Annotated in this window: 22 protein-coding genes; 8 read left to right on the top strand and 14 right to left on the bottom strand. The window is 70.3% G+C overall.

What is annotated here, in order from left to right; genetic code table 11:
• Nucleotides 1-17 precede the first annotated feature (17 nt).
• Both I1E95_RS09460 and I1E95_RS09455 read left to right on the top strand, forming a co-directional pair.
• Entirely contained in the window at nt 18-1,133 is a 1,116-nt protein-coding gene (locus I1E95_RS09460; RefSeq protein ID WP_322782233.1) for a DUF389 domain-containing protein, read from the top strand.
• 34 nt (nt 1,134-1,167) lie between these two features.
• Nucleotides 1,168-1,332, top strand: a complete 165-nt coding sequence (locus I1E95_RS09455) for a Nif11-like leader peptide family RiPP precursor (protein WP_197161682.1) — start codon at nt 1,168-1,170, stop codon at nt 1,330-1,332.
• Here I1E95_RS09455 and I1E95_RS09450 read toward each other — a convergent pair.
• From I1E95_RS09450 to hisB, 3 genes are all read right to left on the bottom strand, one after another.
• Entirely contained in the window at nt 1,310-1,801 is a 492-nt protein-coding gene (locus I1E95_RS09450; protein WP_197161679.1) for a DUF1499 domain-containing protein, read from the bottom strand. The two genes, I1E95_RS09455 and I1E95_RS09450, sit on opposite strands and share 23 nt — an antisense overlap.
• A complete protein-coding gene (locus I1E95_RS09445; protein ID WP_197161676.1) occupies nt 1,798-3,330 on the bottom strand; it encodes a carotenoid oxygenase family protein in 1,533 nt (510 codons plus the stop codon). The genes I1E95_RS09450 and I1E95_RS09445 overlap by 4 nt, the downstream gene beginning before the upstream one ends.
• 61 nt (nt 3,331-3,391) lie before the next feature.
• Nucleotides 3,392-4,039: an imidazoleglycerol-phosphate dehydratase HisB gene (hisB, locus tag I1E95_RS09440; protein WP_197161673.1), complete on the bottom strand. Its 648-nt coding sequence runs from the start codon at nt 4,037-4,039 to the stop codon at nt 3,392-3,394.
• 86 nt (nt 4,040-4,125) lie between these two features.
• Between hisB and I1E95_RS09435 the strand changes: the two genes are divergently transcribed.
• Nucleotides 4,126-4,746, top strand: a complete 621-nt coding sequence (locus tag I1E95_RS09435; protein WP_197161670.1) for a carbonic anhydrase — start codon at nt 4,126-4,128, stop codon at nt 4,744-4,746.
• Here the strand turns inward: I1E95_RS09435 and fabI are convergent.
• Nucleotides 4,733-5,515 carry an enoyl-ACP reductase FabI gene (gene fabI, locus I1E95_RS09430; RefSeq protein ID WP_197161667.1) on the bottom strand — a complete coding sequence of 261 codons (783 nt, stop codon included), beginning with the start codon at nt 5,513-5,515 and terminating at the stop codon, nt 4,733-4,735. The genes I1E95_RS09435 and fabI overlap by 14 nt on opposite strands.
• Before the next feature lie 157 nt (nt 5,516-5,672).
• Between fabI and I1E95_RS09425 the strand changes: the two genes are divergently transcribed.
• Genes I1E95_RS09425 through I1E95_RS09415 form a run of 3 tightly spaced genes read left to right on the top strand, consistent with a single transcriptional unit; the run spans nt 5,673 to nt 7,659 of the window.
• Nucleotides 5,673-6,542 carry an FAD-binding domain-containing protein gene (locus I1E95_RS09425; RefSeq protein ID WP_322782231.1) on the top strand — a complete coding sequence of 290 codons (870 nt, stop codon included), beginning with the start codon at nt 5,673-5,675 and terminating at the stop codon, nt 6,540-6,542.
• 2 nt (nt 6,543-6,544) lie between these two features.
• The gene (locus tag I1E95_RS09420) at nt 6,545-6,994 is read left to right on the top strand and encodes a hypothetical protein (protein ID WP_197161661.1); all 450 of its coding nucleotides are present in this window, start codon (nt 6,545-6,547) and stop codon (nt 6,992-6,994) included.
• The gene (locus tag I1E95_RS09415) at nt 6,991-7,659 is read left to right on the top strand and encodes a 4'-phosphopantetheinyl transferase superfamily protein (RefSeq protein ID WP_197161658.1); all 669 of its coding nucleotides are present in this window, start codon (nt 6,991-6,993) and stop codon (nt 7,657-7,659) included. The genes I1E95_RS09420 and I1E95_RS09415 overlap by 4 nt, the downstream gene beginning before the upstream one ends.
• Nucleotides 7,660-7,668: 9 nt before the next feature.
• Here the strand turns inward: I1E95_RS09415 and I1E95_RS09410 are convergent, their stop codons facing one another.
• The gene (locus I1E95_RS09410; RefSeq protein ID WP_231594976.1) at nt 7,669-8,196 is read right to left on the bottom strand and encodes a hypothetical protein; all 528 of its coding nucleotides are present in this window, start codon (nt 8,194-8,196) and stop codon (nt 7,669-7,671) included.
• Between the two features lie 135 nt (nt 8,197-8,331).
• On the opposite strand from I1E95_RS09410, the gene I1E95_RS09405 reads away from it, so the two are divergent.
• Both I1E95_RS09405 and I1E95_RS09400 read left to right on the top strand, forming a co-directional pair.
• Nucleotides 8,332-8,901 (top strand): thioredoxin family protein, encoded by a 570-nt coding sequence (locus I1E95_RS09405; protein WP_197161656.1) that lies wholly within the window; start codon nt 8,332-8,334, stop codon nt 8,899-8,901.
• Between the two features lie 27 nt (nt 8,902-8,928).
• Complete coding sequence (locus I1E95_RS09400; RefSeq protein ID WP_197161653.1) at nt 8,929-10,134, top strand: DegT/DnrJ/EryC1/StrS aminotransferase family protein; 1,206 nt, start codon at nt 8,929-8,931, stop codon at nt 10,132-10,134.
• Here I1E95_RS09400 and I1E95_RS09395 read toward each other — a convergent pair.
• The 9 genes from I1E95_RS09395 to I1E95_RS09355 form a co-directional block, all read right to left on the bottom strand.
• The gene (locus I1E95_RS09395; protein WP_197161651.1) at nt 10,110-11,609 is read right to left on the bottom strand and encodes an FAD-binding domain-containing protein; all 1,500 of its coding nucleotides are present in this window, start codon (nt 11,607-11,609) and stop codon (nt 10,110-10,112) included. The genes I1E95_RS09400 and I1E95_RS09395 overlap by 25 nt on opposite strands.
• The gene (locus I1E95_RS09390; protein ID WP_197161648.1) at nt 11,606-12,169 is read right to left on the bottom strand and encodes an NUDIX domain-containing protein; all 564 of its coding nucleotides are present in this window, start codon (nt 12,167-12,169) and stop codon (nt 11,606-11,608) included. The genes I1E95_RS09395 and I1E95_RS09390 overlap by 4 nt, the downstream gene beginning before the upstream one ends.
• A gap of 68 nt (nt 12,170-12,237) precedes the next feature.
• Complete coding sequence (folK, locus tag I1E95_RS09385) at nt 12,238-12,840, bottom strand: 2-amino-4-hydroxy-6-hydroxymethyldihydropteridine diphosphokinase (protein ID WP_197161645.1); 603 nt, start codon at nt 12,838-12,840, stop codon at nt 12,238-12,240.
• 14 nt (nt 12,841-12,854) lie between these two features.
• Nucleotides 12,855-13,364 carry a DUF1993 family protein gene (locus I1E95_RS09380; RefSeq protein ID WP_197161642.1) on the bottom strand — a complete coding sequence of 170 codons (510 nt, stop codon included), beginning with the start codon at nt 13,362-13,364 and terminating at the stop codon, nt 12,855-12,857.
• A gap of 120 nt (nt 13,365-13,484) precedes the next feature.
• Complete coding sequence (locus I1E95_RS09375) at nt 13,485-13,763, bottom strand: hypothetical protein (RefSeq protein WP_197167587.1); 279 nt, start codon at nt 13,761-13,763, stop codon at nt 13,485-13,487.
• 7 nt (nt 13,764-13,770) lie between these two features.
• Nucleotides 13,771-14,892, bottom strand: a complete 1,122-nt coding sequence (locus tag I1E95_RS09370) for a class I SAM-dependent methyltransferase (RefSeq protein ID WP_197161639.1) — start codon at nt 14,890-14,892, stop codon at nt 13,771-13,773.
• Nucleotides 14,892-15,398, bottom strand: coding sequence for an aromatic acid exporter family protein (locus tag I1E95_RS09365; protein WP_197161637.1), 507 nt, complete (start codon nt 15,396-15,398; stop codon nt 14,892-14,894). The genes I1E95_RS09370 and I1E95_RS09365 overlap by 1 nt, the downstream gene beginning before the upstream one ends.
• Nucleotides 15,391-16,824: an FAD-dependent oxidoreductase gene (locus I1E95_RS09360; protein ID WP_197161634.1), complete on the bottom strand. Its 1,434-nt coding sequence runs from the start codon at nt 16,822-16,824 to the stop codon at nt 15,391-15,393. Before I1E95_RS09360 ends, I1E95_RS09365 begins: the two co-directional genes overlap by 8 nt.
• A gap of 66 nt (nt 16,825-16,890) precedes the next feature.
• The gene (locus I1E95_RS09355; protein ID WP_231594529.1) at nt 16,891-17,334 is read right to left on the bottom strand and encodes an Hsp20/alpha crystallin family protein; all 444 of its coding nucleotides are present in this window, start codon (nt 17,332-17,334) and stop codon (nt 16,891-16,893) included.
• Nucleotides 17,335-17,559 lie beyond the last annotated feature (225 nt).

The raw sequence follows: 17,559 nt of genomic DNA, 5'->3' as shown, positions 1-17,559 counted from the left end.
GAGCGCAACAGCGCCCGGTGCCACGTCAGCGCATGCGGCGGCTGCTCACCGAATTTCAGCAGGACGCCCGGCTGGATCAGGTGTTCGTTGTGCTCACCCTCGGCTCCACCCTGATCGCCACCCTCGGTCTGCTGGCCAACAGTGCCGCGGTGGTGATCGGGGCCATGATCATCGCCCCCTGGATCACGCCGCTGCGGGCCACCGCCTTCGGCATCTTGCGGGGTCGCCTGCCCCAGGTGATCCAGGGGCTGGTGACCCTGTTCGTGGGGGCCGTGATCACTGTCACCCTGTCGCTGCTGCTGGGTAAACTCGCCGGCTTGCCGGATTTCGGCAACGAGGTGCTCTCGCGCACGTCGCCGAACCTGCTGGATCTGGGCATCGCCCTGGTGGCGGGTGGCATCGCCGCCTACGCCAAGGTGCGCAGCGAAGCCGTGTCCTCGCTGGCTGGAACGGCCATCGCCGTGGCCCTGGTGCCACCGGTGTGCGTGATGGGGCTGCTGCTCTCCGCCGACAGGTGGAGCCTGGCCCTGGGCGCGGGCCTGCTCTACCTCACCAACCTGATGGGCATCCTCAGCGGCTGCCTGGTGGTGCTGGCCAAATCAGGGCCCGGGCTGCGTCACCACATGCGCCGCAGCCGGCTCAGCCTGATCAGCCTCGCCCTGACGGCCGTGCTTGTGGTTCCGCTCACCAGCAGCTTCCTTGATCTGGTGCGCCGGGCCCGTCAGCAGACGCTGCAGCGCCAGTTGCAGGACACGATCCAGACCCTGCTGGTGCGCGAGACCGTCACCCTGGGCCAGGAGGCCCAGCTCGATGGGATGACCATCGACTGGAACCAGAATCCCCCCCTGATCCGGGTGGTGGTGAGGGCCAGCCGGCCGGATGTGCCCAGTCCGAAGCAGGTGGCGGCGGTGCAGAAGCTGGTCAACGAGCGTCAGGGGCTGCGCTTTCGCCTGGTGGTCGAGCGCTCGGCTGTGGAAGTGGTGGGTCCTGAGACGGCACCCAATCCCCAGCCCGAGAACGGAAAGTTGCCACTGCCGCCCGCTGGAACGACCGCCCCCGAGCCGCCCAGGCCACCGCCGGCCGCACCTGGAGCGGGCAGCCGGCCCGTGGCGCCGCCGCCGCCGCCGGAGTAGCAAGGAGAGGTACGCACCACCAAAGGCACCACCGATGTCCAAAGCTCAGCTGAGTGCCTTCCTGATCGAAGTGGAAGCCGATGCCGCCCTGCGCCAGCGGGTGGACAGCGCCGCCGATGCCAGCGCCGTGGCCGCCATCGCCCTGGAGAGGGGCCATGTGTTCTCCGCGGCCACCCTCAGCCGCCACCAACGGGGCTGAGACTCAGGCGCAGCGCCTCGAGCCGGCGGGCATTCACACCCAGGTCGGAGTCCCCCAGGCGGGATTCCGAGCGCGCCTGAAGGCTGGACCTGGAGTCATCCAGCGCCAGTTCCAGATCATCGACAAAGCCGAACAGCCGGCTCTCGGCGGTGGCATGCAGATAGCTGAGCTGGGGGGACCCCACCCTGGTTTCGATCTGGACTCCAGGGGTGGTCTCCAGTTCCAGGGCCAGCTGCTGGAGAGCCGCAGCCGGATCAGCCAGGGGCCAGTCCTGGCGAGCGCAGTGCGCCGGGCTGGAGCAGGGCCTGAGCCGACCCTCGTGCAGACCGAGATCCGCGGGCGGCGCACCGGAAACATGCAGCAGAGAAGCCTGAGCCGCGCCGGGGTGGCCCAGCAGCGACAGCCAGACGAGCAGCTGGGCTCCGAGCAGCGCCAGAAGCCTCAGGGGGCGCAAGGGGGCGGTTCTCATGCTGCGGCGGCCGCCCAGCTGCCGTGCAGGCCGTGGGGCAGGGCCAGCGGCATGGGCAGAACCGCCTGCTCCGAGAGGTCGGCGGCGTTGAGGATCACCAGGTCGCTGGCGCAGCGCGCCCCGTTCCAGACCACGCAGAGGATCCAGCCGTCGTCCTCGGCGGGTTGATCGGCTTCCGTCCCCTGCCGGGGGCGCGGCACCATCACGGGCTCGCTCACGAATCCGCGGGGAGCGGCGCTCCAGACACAGCGCTCGCCGCTGCTCAGATCCAGCTTCTCGATGGCCTGCAGGGGAGCATTGCCCCGCTCCTGCTCGGTGACGGCCATCCAGGCGTAGCGGGCCTCAAGACCCACCCGCCGGGGGTTGACCATGGCGAACTCGCAGCAGCTCTCCTCCAGCAGTTCCGTGCTCACCTCACCGCTGGCCAGGTCGATGCGGCAGCGCTTGAGCTGGCCGACCGGCAGGGTGTCGAAATCGACGGCGCGGAAATCAACGCCAGGACCGATCGAGGGGAAATCGTCGTAGAAGATCGAATCCACCACCACCTGGCCGGCCGCACCGGCTGAGGGATCCTCGAAGGCATTGAGGTGGTGGAACACGAAGCCCTCAGGGGCGCTCACCTGCAGTGGCTCGCCCTCGCCGGAGCGGGGGATCAACCAGAACTGACCGCTCTCGCCCGGCTTGGAGTCCAGGCACTGGGCCGCCCCTTTCCAGCCGAGCACGAAACCCAGCGGATTGAAGCTCATGGCGTTCTGCAGAAACACCGCCCAGTTCGCGGTGATGGCGAAATCGTGGAGGAAGGCGAAGCCATTGAAACTGCGCTTCTGATCGGCCACCAGCTGGCCCGCGGTGGCCCCGGGGCTGGCATCGAACTCCATCAGGCGGATGGTGCTGCGCGGGCCGGCCTTGACGCCGAAGGTCACCATGCGTTCCTGGCCGTGGTGGCCGGGATCGAAGCGCGGGTGGGCGCTGAAGGCCTCACCCTCGGCAAGTGCACCGCCGAGGAGTTCGACACCTTCGGTTTCTAGGCTGGTGGGATCGAGGCTGTGGGGCGAGCTGGCCTCCCAGAGGGCCAGCAGCTTCTCGCCCAGCCGCACCACGTGGGTGTTGGCGATGTTCTTGAGCCGCAGGTCGAAGGCATTGGCCAAAGGCCCGCCGGGCTTCTGGCTGCCAAAGACGCCGCGGTAGAGGACCTTGCCGGCCTTCTCCTCCGCCAGCCAGCCCTCCGTGCGCACGAAACGGTTGCTCAGCAGGGCCTCGCCGCCCTCGAAGCGCACGGCGGTGATCATGCCGTCGCCATCAAAGGGGTGATGCACCCAGTGGCCGCCGCGCTCCAGGCGCCCAGGACCGTTGCGGTAGAGGCTGCCGTTGAGCTCCGGCGGGATGCTGCCGCTGGAGGCGGCCAGGGGCACGGAGGTGAGTTCCGTGCCCACATTGCGGAAGGCACTGGCCCAGTCGGCGCGGTCGTAGCCGGGCAGGGAGGCCGCTGCGGCCTTGCCGGGTTCGGGTCGACTGGGGGCGATGGTCATCGCTCACTCGCGCTGGTGTCCCTCCATCATCACGTAACGGAGTGTGACGACGCGAGTCGTGTCAGCCGAGAGCGCCCGCCTGCTCCAGCACGCCCTTGCTGCTGGGCACCTCGCCGGCGCGGCGCGGATCGATCTCCACCGCCTGGCGCAGGGCCCGGGCGAAGGCCTTGAAGCAGGCCTCCACGATGTGGTGGGAATTGAGGCCGTCGAGCTGGCGGATGTGCAGCGTGAGGCCGGAGTTGTTCACCACCGCCACGAAGAACTCGCGCACCAGTTCGGTGTCGTAGGTGCCGATGCGCTGGCCCGGAATCACCAGGCCGTAGCTGAGATGGGGCCGGCCGGAGCAGTCGAGCACCACCTGCACCAGAGCCTCATCCAGGGGCGCAGTGAAGTGCCCGAAGCGGTGGATGCCCTTGCGGCTGCCCAGGGCCTGGGCCAGGGCCTGGCCAACGGCGATGCCCACGTCCTCGTTGGTGTGGTGGTCATCGATGTGGGTGTCACCCTCGGCGCTGATCTCCAGGTCGAGCAGGCCGTGGCTGGCGAGCTGGTGGAGCATGTGATCGAGAAAGGGCACACCGGTGCTCACCCGGCAGCGGCCACGGCCATCGAGGCCCAGGCGCACGCGCACGTCCGTTTCACCGGTCACGCGGTGGACGCTGCCACTGCGGCCGCCGCTGCTGCCGTGATCGAGGTCCGGAAGGGAGGACACGGGGCAACAGGGCGGGACTGTACCAATCATGCCGAAGCCGGAGACCGGAATCGGTCCACAATCGCCGCCACCGATCCGGCCGCTGCTTGAACAACTGTCCCCAGGCGGTGCTCGCCGAACTGCGAGCGGGTCACCGGCGCTTCCTCGACGGTGAATCCCTCCATCCCCACAGCAGCCGCGAACGCATGCTCGAGGTGGAGTCGGGCCAGCACCCCACCGCCGCGGTGCTGGGCTGCGCCGATTCACGGGTGCCGGTGGAACTGCTGTTCGACACGGGCTTCGGCGACCTGTTCGTGGTGCGCAACGCCGGCACCCTCTCCACCACCGCGGCGATCGCCTCGCTGGAGTACGCCGTGGCCCATCTGGGCGTGCCCGTGATCGTGGTGCTCGGCCATGAGCGCTGCGGCGCGGTGGAGGCGGCCCTGAACCCGGCGCTGACGCTCACCCCGAGCCTGGCCCAGGTGGTGGGGCAGCTGCGCATGGAACTGCTCCACCTCGGCGGCCACAACGACCTGGAGCAGGCCTCCCGCCATCACACCCTGAATGCGGCCCGCAACCTCGTCGACTCCAGCGTGCTGCTCACCGATCTGATGCGCGGCGGCCGCCTCCAGGTGGAGGCCGCTTTCTACAACCTCCATACCACCAGCATCGACTGGATGGGATCGGTGATGCCGATGCGCTCGGAGGCCCTGATCACATCCCCGTGATGCAGTAGCCGGCGTCCACGTAGATCACCTGGCCGGTGATGCCGGAGGCCAGGGGGCTGGCCAGGAACGCGGCGGTGGCCCCGACCTCGTCCTGGGTGACGGTGCGCTTGAGCGGAGCCTTCTCCTCCACGTTGTGGATCATCTCGAGAATGCCCCCGATCGCCGAGCTGGCCAGGGTGCGGATCGGACCGGCACTGATCGCATTCACCCGCACCTGCTTCTCGGGGCCCAGCTCGGCGGCCAGATAGCGCACCGACGCCTCGAGGGCCGCCTTGGCCACACCCATGACGTTGTAGTTGGGGATCGCCCGCTCGGCGCCCAGATAGCTGAGGGTGATCACGCTGGCGCCCTCACTGAACAGGGGCTTGGCGTGACGGCAGAGGGGGGCCAGGGAGTAGGCACTCACCTCCAGGGCCCTGGCGAAGCCCTCCGGGCTGATGTCGGAGTAGTTGCCGATCAGCTCGTCCTTGCCGGCGAAGGCGAGGCAGTGCACGAGCACATCGATCGAGCCCCACTGCTCCTTCACCCGCTCGAACACCGCCTCGATCTGGGCCGGCTCCTGCACATTCAGGGGCTCGAACAAGGTGGGGTTCAGCGGCGCGGTGAGGTCACGCACCTTGCCTTCGAAGCGGCCCTTCTCATCGGGCAGATAGGTGACTCCCAGCTCGCAGCCGGCCGCAGCCAGCTGCTGGGCGATCCCCCAGGCGATCGAGCGGTTGTTGGCGATGCCCGTGACGAGGGCTTTCTTGCCGCGCAGATCAAGGAGCATGGGGAAGGCGCCGAGTGCCGGCCAGGAACAGTGGGGCGATTCTCCTCCACCGCTTCCGTCGCCCACAGACCAGCGCCCGCACCCACCGATGACATCAAGCACTCCTCAGCCAGGTCCGACGACTTCTCATCAACCCGGCGCCGCAGTCCTCGCCGGCGTGCCCCTGGGCTGGCCCGGAAGCAGCGACGATCTGCCGCGCCAGTTCCCAGTCCGCGACGCCCTCGTGCGGGAGCTGGCGGCCCGCTTTCCCCAGGCCGGAGGCGGAGCCAGCCCGATCCGGGGGGGCTCGGAGCCGGCGCTGGCGGCGTTGGCGGCCCTCAACCCGGTGCGCTATGCCGCCAGCCGCAACCACCTCGATGGCGCGGTGAGCGGTCTCTCCCCCTACATCCGCCACGGGGTTCTGACCCTGGCTCAGGTGCGTGATGTAGTGCTGGATCGGATGGGCCGTGGGCCCGGGCCCGGGCCCGTGAACGAGAAGCTGCTGCAGGAGCTGGCCTGGCGTGACTACTGGCAGCGGCTCTGGATCCGCCTGGGCGATGGCATCTGGGAGAACCAGGAGCCGCTCAAGACCGGCCACCCCGAAGCGGCCTACGCCTGGGAGCTGCCGGACGACATCCGCGAGGGCCGCAGCGGCCTGGCCTGCATCGATGCCTTCGCGCGCCAGCTGATGGACACCGGCTGGCTGCACAACCACGCCCGGATGTGGCTGGCCGCCTACGTGGTGCACTGGCGGCGGGTCCGCTGGCAGGCGGGGGCCCGCTGGTTCCTGCGCCACCTGGTCGATGGCGATGCCGCCAGCAACAACCTCAGCTGGCAGTGGGTGGCCAGCAGCTTCAGCTCCAAGCCTTACCTGTTCAACCGCGCCAACCTGGAGCGCTTCGGCGCGGGGCGCCATTGCCCGGGCTGTCCGGCCGCGGAGGCCTGTCCCTTCGAGGACAGCTACGAGGCCTTGCAGACCCGCCTGTTCTCCACGCCGCAAGGCGGGGGGCAGGCCAGAGGCAGGTCGGCCAGAGGCGAGACGAGCTGAGCATGGACTGTCCGGTTCTCTGGATCCACGCCGAGGCCCTGGGTCCGGCCAATCCCGCCCTGCTGGCCCATCCGGGCCGGCCGGCCGTGTTCGTCTTCGAGCCGGGGCTGCTGGAGGGCGCCGGCGGACCGATCAGCCTCAAGCGGATCGTCTTCCTCTACGAGTGCCTCCTGGAGCTGCCGGTCACGATCCGCCAGGGCGATGGAGCCGAGGAGGTGCTGGCCTTCGCCGCCCGCCACCAAGCCGATGGGGTGGTGACCAGCGCCTGGGTGGACCCCCAGCTGGGGACCATCGCCGCGACCGTGGCCGCCGCCCTGCCCCTGCAGGTGCTGGAGCCCGAACCCTTCGTGGACCTGCCGCAGGAGGTGGACCTGCGCCGCTTCAGCCGCTACTGGCGATCGGCCGGGCCCCGGCTGCGGCCGGATCCCGCCGGGCCAGATGAGCCCTCGTGATCGAGTCCAGCAACCCCACCGCCCCCGTCGACCCCGACCAGGCCGCGCCGCACCGCCTGGAGCAGCCTGGGCTGCCGGCCACGGTCTGGCTGGCGGGGCTGGCCTGGCTCACCCCCCCGCGGCGGGTGGAGCTGCTGGCACTGCTCTCCAGCGACGAGCATCAGCGGCTGCGGCGCTGGCGTCAGCCCAAGGACCAGGACCGCTTCCTGCTGGGCCGGGGCCTGCTGCGGATGCGGCTGGGACAGGCTCTGGGGCTGGAGCCCGCCCGGTTGCGCTTCTGCCTCGGACCCCAGGGAAAGCCAGCCCTGGAGGGGCTCGGAAGCCAGGACACCCTCCAGTTCAACCTGGCCCATTCGGGCGCTCTGGTGCTGCTGGCCCTCCATCCCGAGCGGCCGGTGGGGGTGGATGTGGAGCGGCAGCGGCCGCTCCCCAACTGGGAGGCGATCGCCCGCCGCCATCTGTCCAGCGGTGACTGTGAAGCCCTGCTGGCGCTGCCACCCGAGGAGCAGCTGGGCGGCTTTCTGCAGCAGTGGTGCCGGCTTGAGGCTGGGCTGAAAGCCACGGGACTCGGCCTCGCCGCAGCCGGCGCCCCGCCACCACCAGGGCTGGAGCTGCACGATCTGCACCTGCCGGAGGGCTACGCCGGCAGCCTCGCCCTGCTCTGAGCCCTGAGCTCAGGGGGTCGCGGCGTCCGCCTCCGGCTTGGTGGCGTTCTTCTGCTCGGGGTCCTGTTCCTGCTGACGGATCGTTTCGGGATCGGTGAGCAGATCCTTCTCCTCCAGCATCGGCAGCTTCTCCACCTTCACCTGGGAGGGATTCAGGGGCGGCTCGATCCACTCCCAGGTGCTGCGCGGGGCGCGGCTGAGGCAGAGGGCTTCCAGCTCCCTGCGCAGGGCCCGGCGCACGTCGCGGCGGGCGACGGCGGCGAAGAACTCCTCGCGGCTGGCCAGACCGGAGCTGAAGGGGTGGCTGCCGTTGCCGTTGAACAGCCGCGCCGGATCCGGCAGCCAGCGCGGACGGCAGACACCCTTACGGCGGGTGTCGGTTTCGAGCCAGATGTGCAGCCCGTAGCCATCGGGCTGGCTCACCACCGCCAGGCCGTCATGAGGCTGCTGCCGCTGCAGGGGAAAGAGGCGCCAGGTGGGGCGGCGGTCGGCGGGGACACAGCCGGCCACGGCGACCAGAGCCCCCAGAGCGAGCAACGCCACCAGAGTTGATGCCGGACGGTGGGGGGGCCGGGCCAAAGGGTGGTTGCGGGTGGGGGGATCCTGCCCCGGGCGCGCCGCGGCCGTGGGAGCGACAATCACTTCAGCGATCCCTGCAGCGAAGGCCGGTCCATGGCACTGACTCCCTCGACGATGCTGCCCCTGGAGCACCCCCTGCCCGCCTTCGCGCTGGAGACCCTGGATGGGGAGGTGGTCAGCAGCACGGGGCTGCCGCCAAGGCCGTTGCTGGTGCTGTTCCTCTGTGCCCACTGCCCCTTCGTGAAGCACATCGAGGCGGAACTGACCCGGATCGATCACGACTACGGCGATCGGGTCACGATCCTGGCGATCGCCAGCAACAGCCTGATCACCCATCCTCAGGACGGGCCGGAGCAACTGGCGGAGCAGCGCCGCCGCTGCGGCTGGAGCTTCCCCTACCTGCTCGACCCGGACCAGAGCGTGGCCCGGGCGTTCAGGGCGGCCTGCACTCCGGATCTGTTTCTGTTCGATGCGGAGCAGCGCCTGGCCTACCGAGGCCAGCTCGATGACAGCCGCCCGGGCGGCACGCAGCCAGCGGATGGCGCCGACCTGCGATCGGCCCTTGATTCCGTGCTGGCGGGACGGCCGCCGGAGCGCGGGCAAAAGCCTGCAATCGGTTGCAACATCAAGTGGCACCCGGGCCTGGAGCCCGACTGGGCCTGACCCTTGGAGGGGCTTAAGGTTGCTGCCATGCAGGTGCCCCCCTTCGATCTCACCGAGCAGCTTCATCAACTGGGTGAGGCCCTCGAAGACGCCGTTCTGCAGGTGTTGCGCAGCGGGCAGTACATCGGGGGCGCCACGATTGCCCGTTTCGAGCAACAGTTCGCCGAGGCCGTGGGCACCCCCCACGCCATCGGCTGCAACAGCGGCACCGACGCCCTGGTGCTGGCCCTGAGGGGTCTGGGCATCGGCGAGGGCGATGAGGTGATCACCAGTTCCTTCAGCTTCTTCGCCACCGCCGAAGCGATCAGCGCCGTGGGGGCCACACCGGTGTTCGTGGATGTGGAGGAGTCCACCTACCTGATCGATCTCGAGCGGGTCGAGGCGGCGATCACGCCCGCCACCAGGGCCCTGATGCCGGTGCACCTGTTCGGGCGCCCGGTGGACATGGAGCGGCTGACGGCGATCGCCGCCGCCCACGGCCTGCTGGTGATCGAAGACTGTGCCCAGGCCACCGGCGCCAGCTGGGCCGGGCGGCCGGTGGGCAGCTGGGGCGATGCGGGCTGCTTCAGCTTCTTCCCCACCAAGAACCTCGGCGGCGCCGGGGACGGCGGGGCGGTCACCTGCCGGGATCCTGAGCTGGCCGCCCGCATCCGCGAGCTGGCGGTGCACGGCATGCCGCGCCGCTACCTGCACACCTCGCTTGGATACAACAGCCGCCTCGACGCGATGCAGGCGGCTGTGCTCTCCGTGAAACTTCCCCACCTGGCCGGCTGGGTGGAGCAGCGAAGGCAGCTGGCGACCAACTACCGCCGCGAGCTGGCTGATCTGCAGGGTCTGAGGCTGCCGGCTGACGGGCCCAGCGGCCACAGCTGGAACCAGTTCGTGGTGCGCGTGCCCCGCTGCCCGTCGGCCGAGGCCGGCTGCGGCGGCGGTTGCGTGCCCTCCAGCGACAGCGCCACCTATGGCCTGCCGGAGAGCTGCTGCCGCGACTGGCTGAAGCAGGCCCTGGCCGAAGCCGGCGTGAACACGATCATCTATTACCCGATTCCGATCCACCGCCAGCCGGCCTACGCGGAGCTGGGCTACGGCCCCGGCAGCCTGCCGATCACCGAGCGGCTCACCGCCGAGGTGCTCAGCCTGCCGATCTTCCCGGAACTGAGCGCCGCCCAGCAGGCCACCGTGACCGCCGTGATGCGGCAGCTGGTGGCTCAGCCCCTCAGCCTGGCCTCCTGAGGCGCAGCCACCGAGGCCGCATGCAGGGCCTTGAAGCGGGCCTGCTGCAGCTTGTGATCGACGATCGGGCCCGGATAGCCCCGGCGCTCCAGGGGAGCGATCTCTCCACGGATCAGATCGGCAGCGGCCACATGTGAGAGCTCGGGCAACCAGCGACGGATGTAGGTGGCCTCGGGATCGAAGCGGGCCGCCTGGGTGTAGGGGTTGAAGATGCGCAGAGGTTTGGGGTCCATGCCGCTGCTGGCGCTCCACTGCCAGCCGCCGTTGTTGGCCGCCAGATCACCGTCCACCAGCAGGCGCATGAACTGGCGTTCACCCCAGCGCCAGTCCACGATCAGATCCTTCACCAGGAAGGAGGCCACGATCATGCGGCAGCGGTTGTGCATCCAGCCGGAGTCACTGAGCTGGCGCATGGCGGCATCCACGATCGGCACGCCCGTGAGGCCATCGCACCAGGCGGCGAAACGGCCCTCGTCGTTCTCCCAGGGGAAGTGGCGCCACTGGGGGCGGTAGGGACCCTCGGCCAGTTCGGGGAAATGGAACAGGGCCTGCTGGTAGAACTCGCGCCAGGCCAGTTCCTGCTCCCAGACCGTGATCGACTGGAGCTCTTCCTCACTGCGGGCCCGCGAGCGCTGCTCCTGGGCGGCGGCCCAGGCCTGACGGGGGCTGAGGGTGCCGAATTTGAGCGCCGCGCTCAGACCTGAGGTGCCAGGCTCCGCCGGCAGGTTGCGGCCCGGCTCGTAGCCCAGAAGGGGTCCGTCGGCGAAGGCGGCCAGCTGGGCGGCGGCGGCGGCCTCCCCGGGGCGGCAGGGGCAGAGATCGGCGCCCGCGAAGGGTGCTCCGGGGAGACCATCGCCGGGGGTGGGCACCGTCTCCAGCCAGCTCAGCTGATCCCAGAGCCGGCGGCGCTCAGGGGGCAGGGCTGCAGGGTCGAGATCGAGAAGGTCCGCCGGAGCGGCAACGGGAGCGCAGGCCTCGGAGCCGGCCTGCTCGATCCGTCGTCGCCAGGAGCGGAAGAAGGGGCCATAGACCCGGTAGGGATCGCCGGCGCCGGTGGCCAGGGCATCGGGGGGCACCAGCAGCTGGTCCCAGTCGGCCAGCAGCTTGCAGCCGCCGGCTCGCAGGGCCTCGGCAACGCGGCGGTCGCGGGCACGGCCGTAGGGCTCCACATCGCGATTCCAGGCCACCACCTCAGCACCGCTGGCCTCGGCCAGCTGCGGCAGGACCACAGCCGGATCCCCGCGCAGCAGCAGCAGACGGGAGCCGGCCTCCCGCCAGCGGCTCTGCAGCTCCCGGAGGCTCTCGCTCAGGAACCAGAGCCTGGCCGGGGAGAGATCGGGGGCCTCCAGCAGGGCCGGATCGAAGACGAACACGCCGGTGACGGCGGCGGTGGCGCGGGCCGCGGCGGCCAGGCCCAGGTTGTCGGCCAGGCGCAGATCGCGGCGATGCCAGAACAGCCAGCGCGGCGGGCTCATCCGAGACCCAGCAGCTGGCGGGCCCGGAACCAGGCGGTGACGCTCTTGCCGTCGAGGGCCTCATCGCCGCTGGCCAGGGCGGCATCGAGGGCGGCGGGCGCGAGCAGCAGCACGTCCAGATCCTCGTCGTCGTCACCCGCGGGTCGGTCGCTGAGGGGGGTGAGATCCCGGGCCAGGAAGAGGTGGATCACCTCATCGGAATAGCCGGGGCAGGGCAGCATCAGACCGAGGGAATCCCAGCGGCTGGCGCTGTAGCCCGCCTCCTCCCCCAGCTCCCGCTGCATCGACTCCAGGGGGTCCTCGCCATCCTCGAGGGTGCCCGCGGGGAACTCGAGGATGCGCCGCTCCACCGCGAACCGGTACTGGCGCAGCAGCACCACGCTCCCGTCGGCCAGCACCGGCACCGCCAGGGACGCGCCGGGATGACGAATGATCCCGTAGGTGCCCTCCACACCCATCGGCAGCATCACCCGGTTGAGCTCGAAGCGCAGCTTGCGGGCCTCGAGGACCGCCGTGGTTTCCAGGTGGGTGGAGGGCTCTGGCGGTGGCAGGGGAGCCATGGGAAGGGCTGGAGCAGGCCCACCAGTGTGACCGCCGGCCGCGGCCGGCGCGGTTCGGAGCGCGCGGTTCAGACCGTCTCGGGCCAGCCCTGCCGGGGGGGCAGGGGCCGCGGTGGCGGCTCGGCGCCGGGGCGGCTCAGCAGCTCGGCCAGCAGGGCGGCGGCGGTCTGGTGGCCACCGGGCAGCACCAGCTGCGCTGCGATCGCCGCCAGGGGGCCGATCACGAAGGCGCGCTGGCGCAGGCGCGGATGGGGAAGCTCCAGCTGGGGACTGCTGCAACGGGCCTCCCCACACCAGAGGAGGTCGAGATCGAGGCTGCGGGGGCCCCAGGGCTCCAGACGCTGGCGGCCGAAGCGTGCCTCCAGGTCCTGCAGACGCCCCAGCAGGGCCTGCGCATCGGGCCAGGGCTCGCGGCCTCCGGCTGCGCGCCCCACCAGCAGGACTCCATTGACGAAGGGCGGCTGCCCCGGCGGCCCCCCGACCGGCGCCGTGCTGAACAGCGGCGACCAGCCCAGCACCAGCTGGGCGGCATCCCCCGCCGCCCAGCTGTGCAGCTCGCGGATCAGCAGGGGGCGCACAGCCGTGAGGGTGGCGAGGGGGTCCCCGAGGTTGCCCCCCAGGGCGATGCACGCACTGGTCGGGGCGGTGATGAGCGGATCACCGAGAAGCATTCAGGGCCGCGAGCTCACGGCTCGCCGAGAAAATCGCGCTTGCCCAGCACCACACCGCTGTGACGCAGGATCGCGTAGGCGGTGGTGGTATGGAAATAGACGTTGGGCAGCACGAACACCGAGAGGAAAGGCCATCCCGCCATGGTGATCGTCTCGCCGCGGCCGATCGGCACGGTGATCTCCCGTTCCTCACTGCCGTCGATCTGATCGGCGCTGAAGCCATCGAGATAGGCGATCGAGCGCTGCAGGCGATCAATCAGCTCGGGGAAGCTGGTTTCCGTGTCCTCCAGCGGCGGCGCTTCCAGGCCGGCCAGACGGGCAACGCCGCGGCGGGCCAGGTCGGAGGCGATCTGCACCTGCCGTGACAGGGGGAACATGTCGGGATAGAGGCGGCTGGTCACCAGCACGGCGGGATCGAACCCCTGGGTCTCGGCATGGACCAGGCCCTTGCCCAGCACCGCGATCAGGTTGGTGAGCGTCCGGCGCAGGGGCGGCACGGAGGCCATGTACATGGTCAGGTCCATGGAGAAGTGCCCCTGCATCCCGGCGGGTCATCAGGCTAGGTCCAGGGGCGCGGCTGGCCGCCTTGAGCAAGGTGAGCGAGCAGTCGCTGACTTCGTTCCGGCCCCGATCACTCGGGGGCTTCAGGGCAGGAAGCCAAGATCCTCGAACCGGGGCACCAGCCAGGAGGGAATGCCGTCCTGGGCCCAGACCCAGAAGTCGCCGCGGCCCAGGTACACCGAATGGCCGGAGCGGTAGGCCTGGGCCAGGGTCGCCAGATCGAGCTCCTCCAGCGCGTCTTCCCGGCTCACTCGCCTGCTGCGGGCTGCTAGGGAGACCCTGGGGGCCATGGCACCTGTGCTGAGGGGAGTCCGCCAGCGTATCGGCGCCTGGAGTGTTGTGCACAGCGCGGAGCGATCCACGGCGGGCTCAGCCCTTCCGGGCGCAGAAGGCCAGCCATTGGGGTGTGCCGCCGGCCCCGGCCGTGGGGCCCGGCAGCTCATGAACCTGAAAGCGATCCGGGGCGAAGCCGGCCTCGAGGGCATAGGAGGCGAAGGCGTGATCAGGGGAGGAGGCCAGATAGGGCTCCGAGTTCACCCAGACCTCCGTGTCACGGACATAGCGGGCCGCCGGTGTCGGCGGGCGCAGGAAGCGGGCGCTGTCGAGGTGCATCATCAGCCCCTGTGGCCTGAGCAGGCGATGGCCTTCGGCGAACAGGCGCCGCCTCGCGGCAGCCGGGATCTCGTGCAGCAGGATGTGGCTCACGATCAGATCGAAGCTGCGATCCCCGAAGCCGGTGCCTTCGGCATCCTGCTGGGCGAAGTGAATCGCGTGATCGAGCAGCCGCGCCCGCGCGCTGGCATAGCGCAGCAGGGAGGCCCCCAGATCGATCCCCCACACCTCGGCCTCGGGGAAGGCGGCCGCATAGGGCAGGGTGCTGTGACCCGCTCCGCAGCCCAGGTCGAGGATCCGCCGCGGCCGCAGGTCGGCGTGATGACGGGCCAGCACCTGCTCGATCACGGTCCTGCCGGGAGCCTCGTTGAGGGGACCGAACCAGCCCTGGCCGTACAGGAACACGCCATGGTCGTAGAGGGCACCGGTGACGACACCGTCTTCCTCCTGGTCGTTGAGGTAGCCCCCCGGCATCCGGTGGATGTCGACCTTGAGCTGGTGGGCGGGGATGGCCAGATCGGCCGTCAGCTGCAGGCTGCCCGGTCCCCGGCGCTGGCTGTGGGCCACCGCCTCCAGGCGCTGGCGGTCGCCCGCGATCGCTGCCCTGACTGTGGCCCAGAGCTGGTCCTGCAGGGCGGCGCGGCGCTGATGGGCGGCCTGGATCAGCGGGCAGGCATCAAGCTGCCGGCGTAGCTCCGGCCAGCGCCGTCCCAGCTCCGGCGCCGGCAGCACCTCCTCGCCTAGGAGCTCGCCGATGCGGCGCTGGAGGAGCTGCTGGAAGGAGGCGCGGAACGTCGTCGCGGCGTCCATCAGAGCCTGTTCAGACTCCGGGGCCCTGGCCCTGGGGATCAGCGGGTGGCGGTGCTGCCGGACAGCCATCAGCGCAGGCGCTCAGGCCAGATCAGGGTGATCGCCAGGCTCACCAGGATGCCGAGGCTGACATCGACGAAGCGGAACCAGGCCAGTCCCCAGACCGGTGAGGTGTGGGGCACGAGGCTGACGATGGTAAGGGCGATGCCGCCGAAGCGGTAGGCGCTCTGGTGCAGGCGCAGCAGGCCGCAGACCAGCCCCAGCAGCAGGACGGCGGCCACGTAGGCGGGGAGCCCCGCGGGCAGCCACTGCACCTGAGCGGCACCGACCACCACGCCCAGGGCCGTGCCCAGCAGCCGGCGGCGTGAGATCAGCCAGGAGTCGACCAGGGTCGACTGGGTGACGATGATCGTGGTGATCGGTGCCCAGTAGGGATCCGGCAGGCGGAGGCCGCTGGCCACGGCCATCGAGACACCGGCCGCGAGGGCCGTGCGCAGGGCATGCAGGCTCCAGAGCCGCCAGCCCAGCTCGCGGGGATCGCGCTCGCGCAACTGAGGAGATCTGGATTCAGCCAAGCCGTTGAACCAGCGCCGCCGCTGCCTCCTCGCCGCTGCGCACCGCCCCCTCGAAGAACCCGGGCCAGCGCTCGGCCACCTCGGTGCCGGCCCAGAACACCCGGCCGTGGGGCCGGCGCATGGCCTCACCGCAGCGGGTCCACAGCCCCGGCGGCATCCAGCCGGCATAGGCGCCAGCCACGAACGGAACCGACGGCCAGTCCTTCTCCACATAGGCCAGGGGCTCGAGGGCCTGGGGTCCCAGGTAGGCGGCCAGATCCGCCAGCACCGCCTGCCGGCGCCCGGCTTCGCCCAGGCCGGCCCAGCACCGGTGACGATGCCCCGCCACGAAAGCGGCCAGGACCCCACAGCCGTTTTCGGGATCGGAGCTGTCGGCGCAGAGTTCCACGACGGGACGATCGCCGATGGCGATCCCCGACAGCCCCTGCTGCCGCCACCAGGGCTTCTCATACACCACCAGCACCTTGGCGCAGGCGCCCATCGCCATCTCCTGGTTGAGCTGCCGGCGGTCGGCGGGCAGCTCCGGCGAGAAGCGCAGCTGGGCCGCCTGCGCCGGCGGCATGGCCACGATCACGGCCCGGCAGGGATAGGTGGCCAGGTCGGTATGCACCCGCACCGGGTGCCTAGCCAGGGCACCGCCATCACCGTTGTGATCTGCATCAGGGAACGCCTGCTCAATGGCCCGCACCGGCTCGCCCAGACGCAGCACCCCCTCCCCCAACTCGCCGCTGAGCAGGGCCGGCAGCTGGCCGGCACCGCCATGGAGCAGGAACTCCTCCGGGCGCTCGCCCTGGGGGGCGGTGCGCTGGCCCCAGAGCACGTGCAGGAGCGAGACCTGCTCCGGCTCAGCAGGGCCGAGGAAGCCGACGGCCCGGCAGAAATAGGCGAAATACCAGGCGGCGAAGGGCGTGTGGGTGGTCTCGTCGATCCAGTCCTGGAAGCTGCGGCGATCGAGCTCGGCGGCGGCGGGATGGTGATGGGGGTGGCCCGCCGGCAGCTGGGCCACCAGGGCCTGGAACCGCTCCAGGGCGGCCATGGCATCGTCCCAGTCGGCGCTGGGCACGGCGGGGGGCTGACCCTCGGGGAAGCCCTGGAAGAAACCGGCGAACGTGCAGCGGCTCGCGCCGAACACCAGCACCGTATCGCCGGCATGGGGAGACTCGAAACGGCGGATGCCGTGGCGGTCGAGAAGGTCCAGCATGCGGGTCTGGCTGGGGCCGACCCACTGGCCGCCGAGGTCGATCCAGGGCTGGCGGCCGCCCTCCAGCTGGAGGCGCTCACCGGTCATCCGACCCCCCACCGTGGCGGCTGCCTCGATCAGCCGCAGTGAGCGGCCCGCCTTCTGCAGAGCACGGGCCGCCACCAGGCCGGAGAGTCCGGCTCCCACCACCACGGCGTCAACGGCTTCGGCGGCAGGGGGACTCATCCAGCCAGCATCGCAAGCGGACAGAGGCGTGGTCTCAGCGATGGCCAGGCCATGGCCCGGCCGGGATCACTGGACCGGAATCTGGACCGGTTCCTCGCTCGGACGGGGGCCCTTGCGGGGCAGGGACACCGTCAGCTGGCCATCGTTGGCCGTGGCGGTCATCGCTGACGCGTCGGCATCGTCGGGGAGGGTGAAACTGCGGCTGAAGCTGCCGTAGGCCCGCTCGACCCGGTGCATGCGCTCAGTGTCCTCCTTGTGCTCCTGTTGGCGCTGACCCTGAATGGTGAGGACACCGTCCTGGAGGGTGACCTTCAGGTCGTCCTTGCGGACTCCGGGGATGTCGGCCCGCACCTCATAGCCCGTGTCGGATTCGGAGATGTCCACACGCGGGTGCCAGTCATGCAGGGGCCCGTTCGCCAGAGCTGAACTGGTGCGGCCGAATGGCCAGGGCAGCCCGAGGGTGTAGCGATCGAACAGATCTTCGACATCCTTGAGCGATTCGCGTTTCATGAGCGCCATGGTGCGACCTCCTGGGTGAAAGGGTGGTGAGGATGTGATCCAGGCCGGTACGGCCGCGCTGATTGCGGAGTTCAGGATGATGCGGGTTCCGGCACCCCCTGAACCACGGTCGGCGACAACCGCCGGGTGGATCCCTCTTGATCTGACTGTCGATCCGCCGGAGACCCTTGAGAAGGTGCGGGAGACCGACCCTCAGCCTCGGTGCGGCAGGGCTGA

Origin of the sequence: Synechococcus sp. CBW1107 (assembly GCF_015841355.1) — a bacterium.
Taxonomy (GTDB): Bacteria; Cyanobacteriota; Cyanobacteriia; order PCC-6307; family Cyanobiaceae; genus Regnicoccus_A.
Note: the sequence above shows the minus strand (reverse complement) of the source record. Positions and strands in the feature narration are given on the sequence as shown.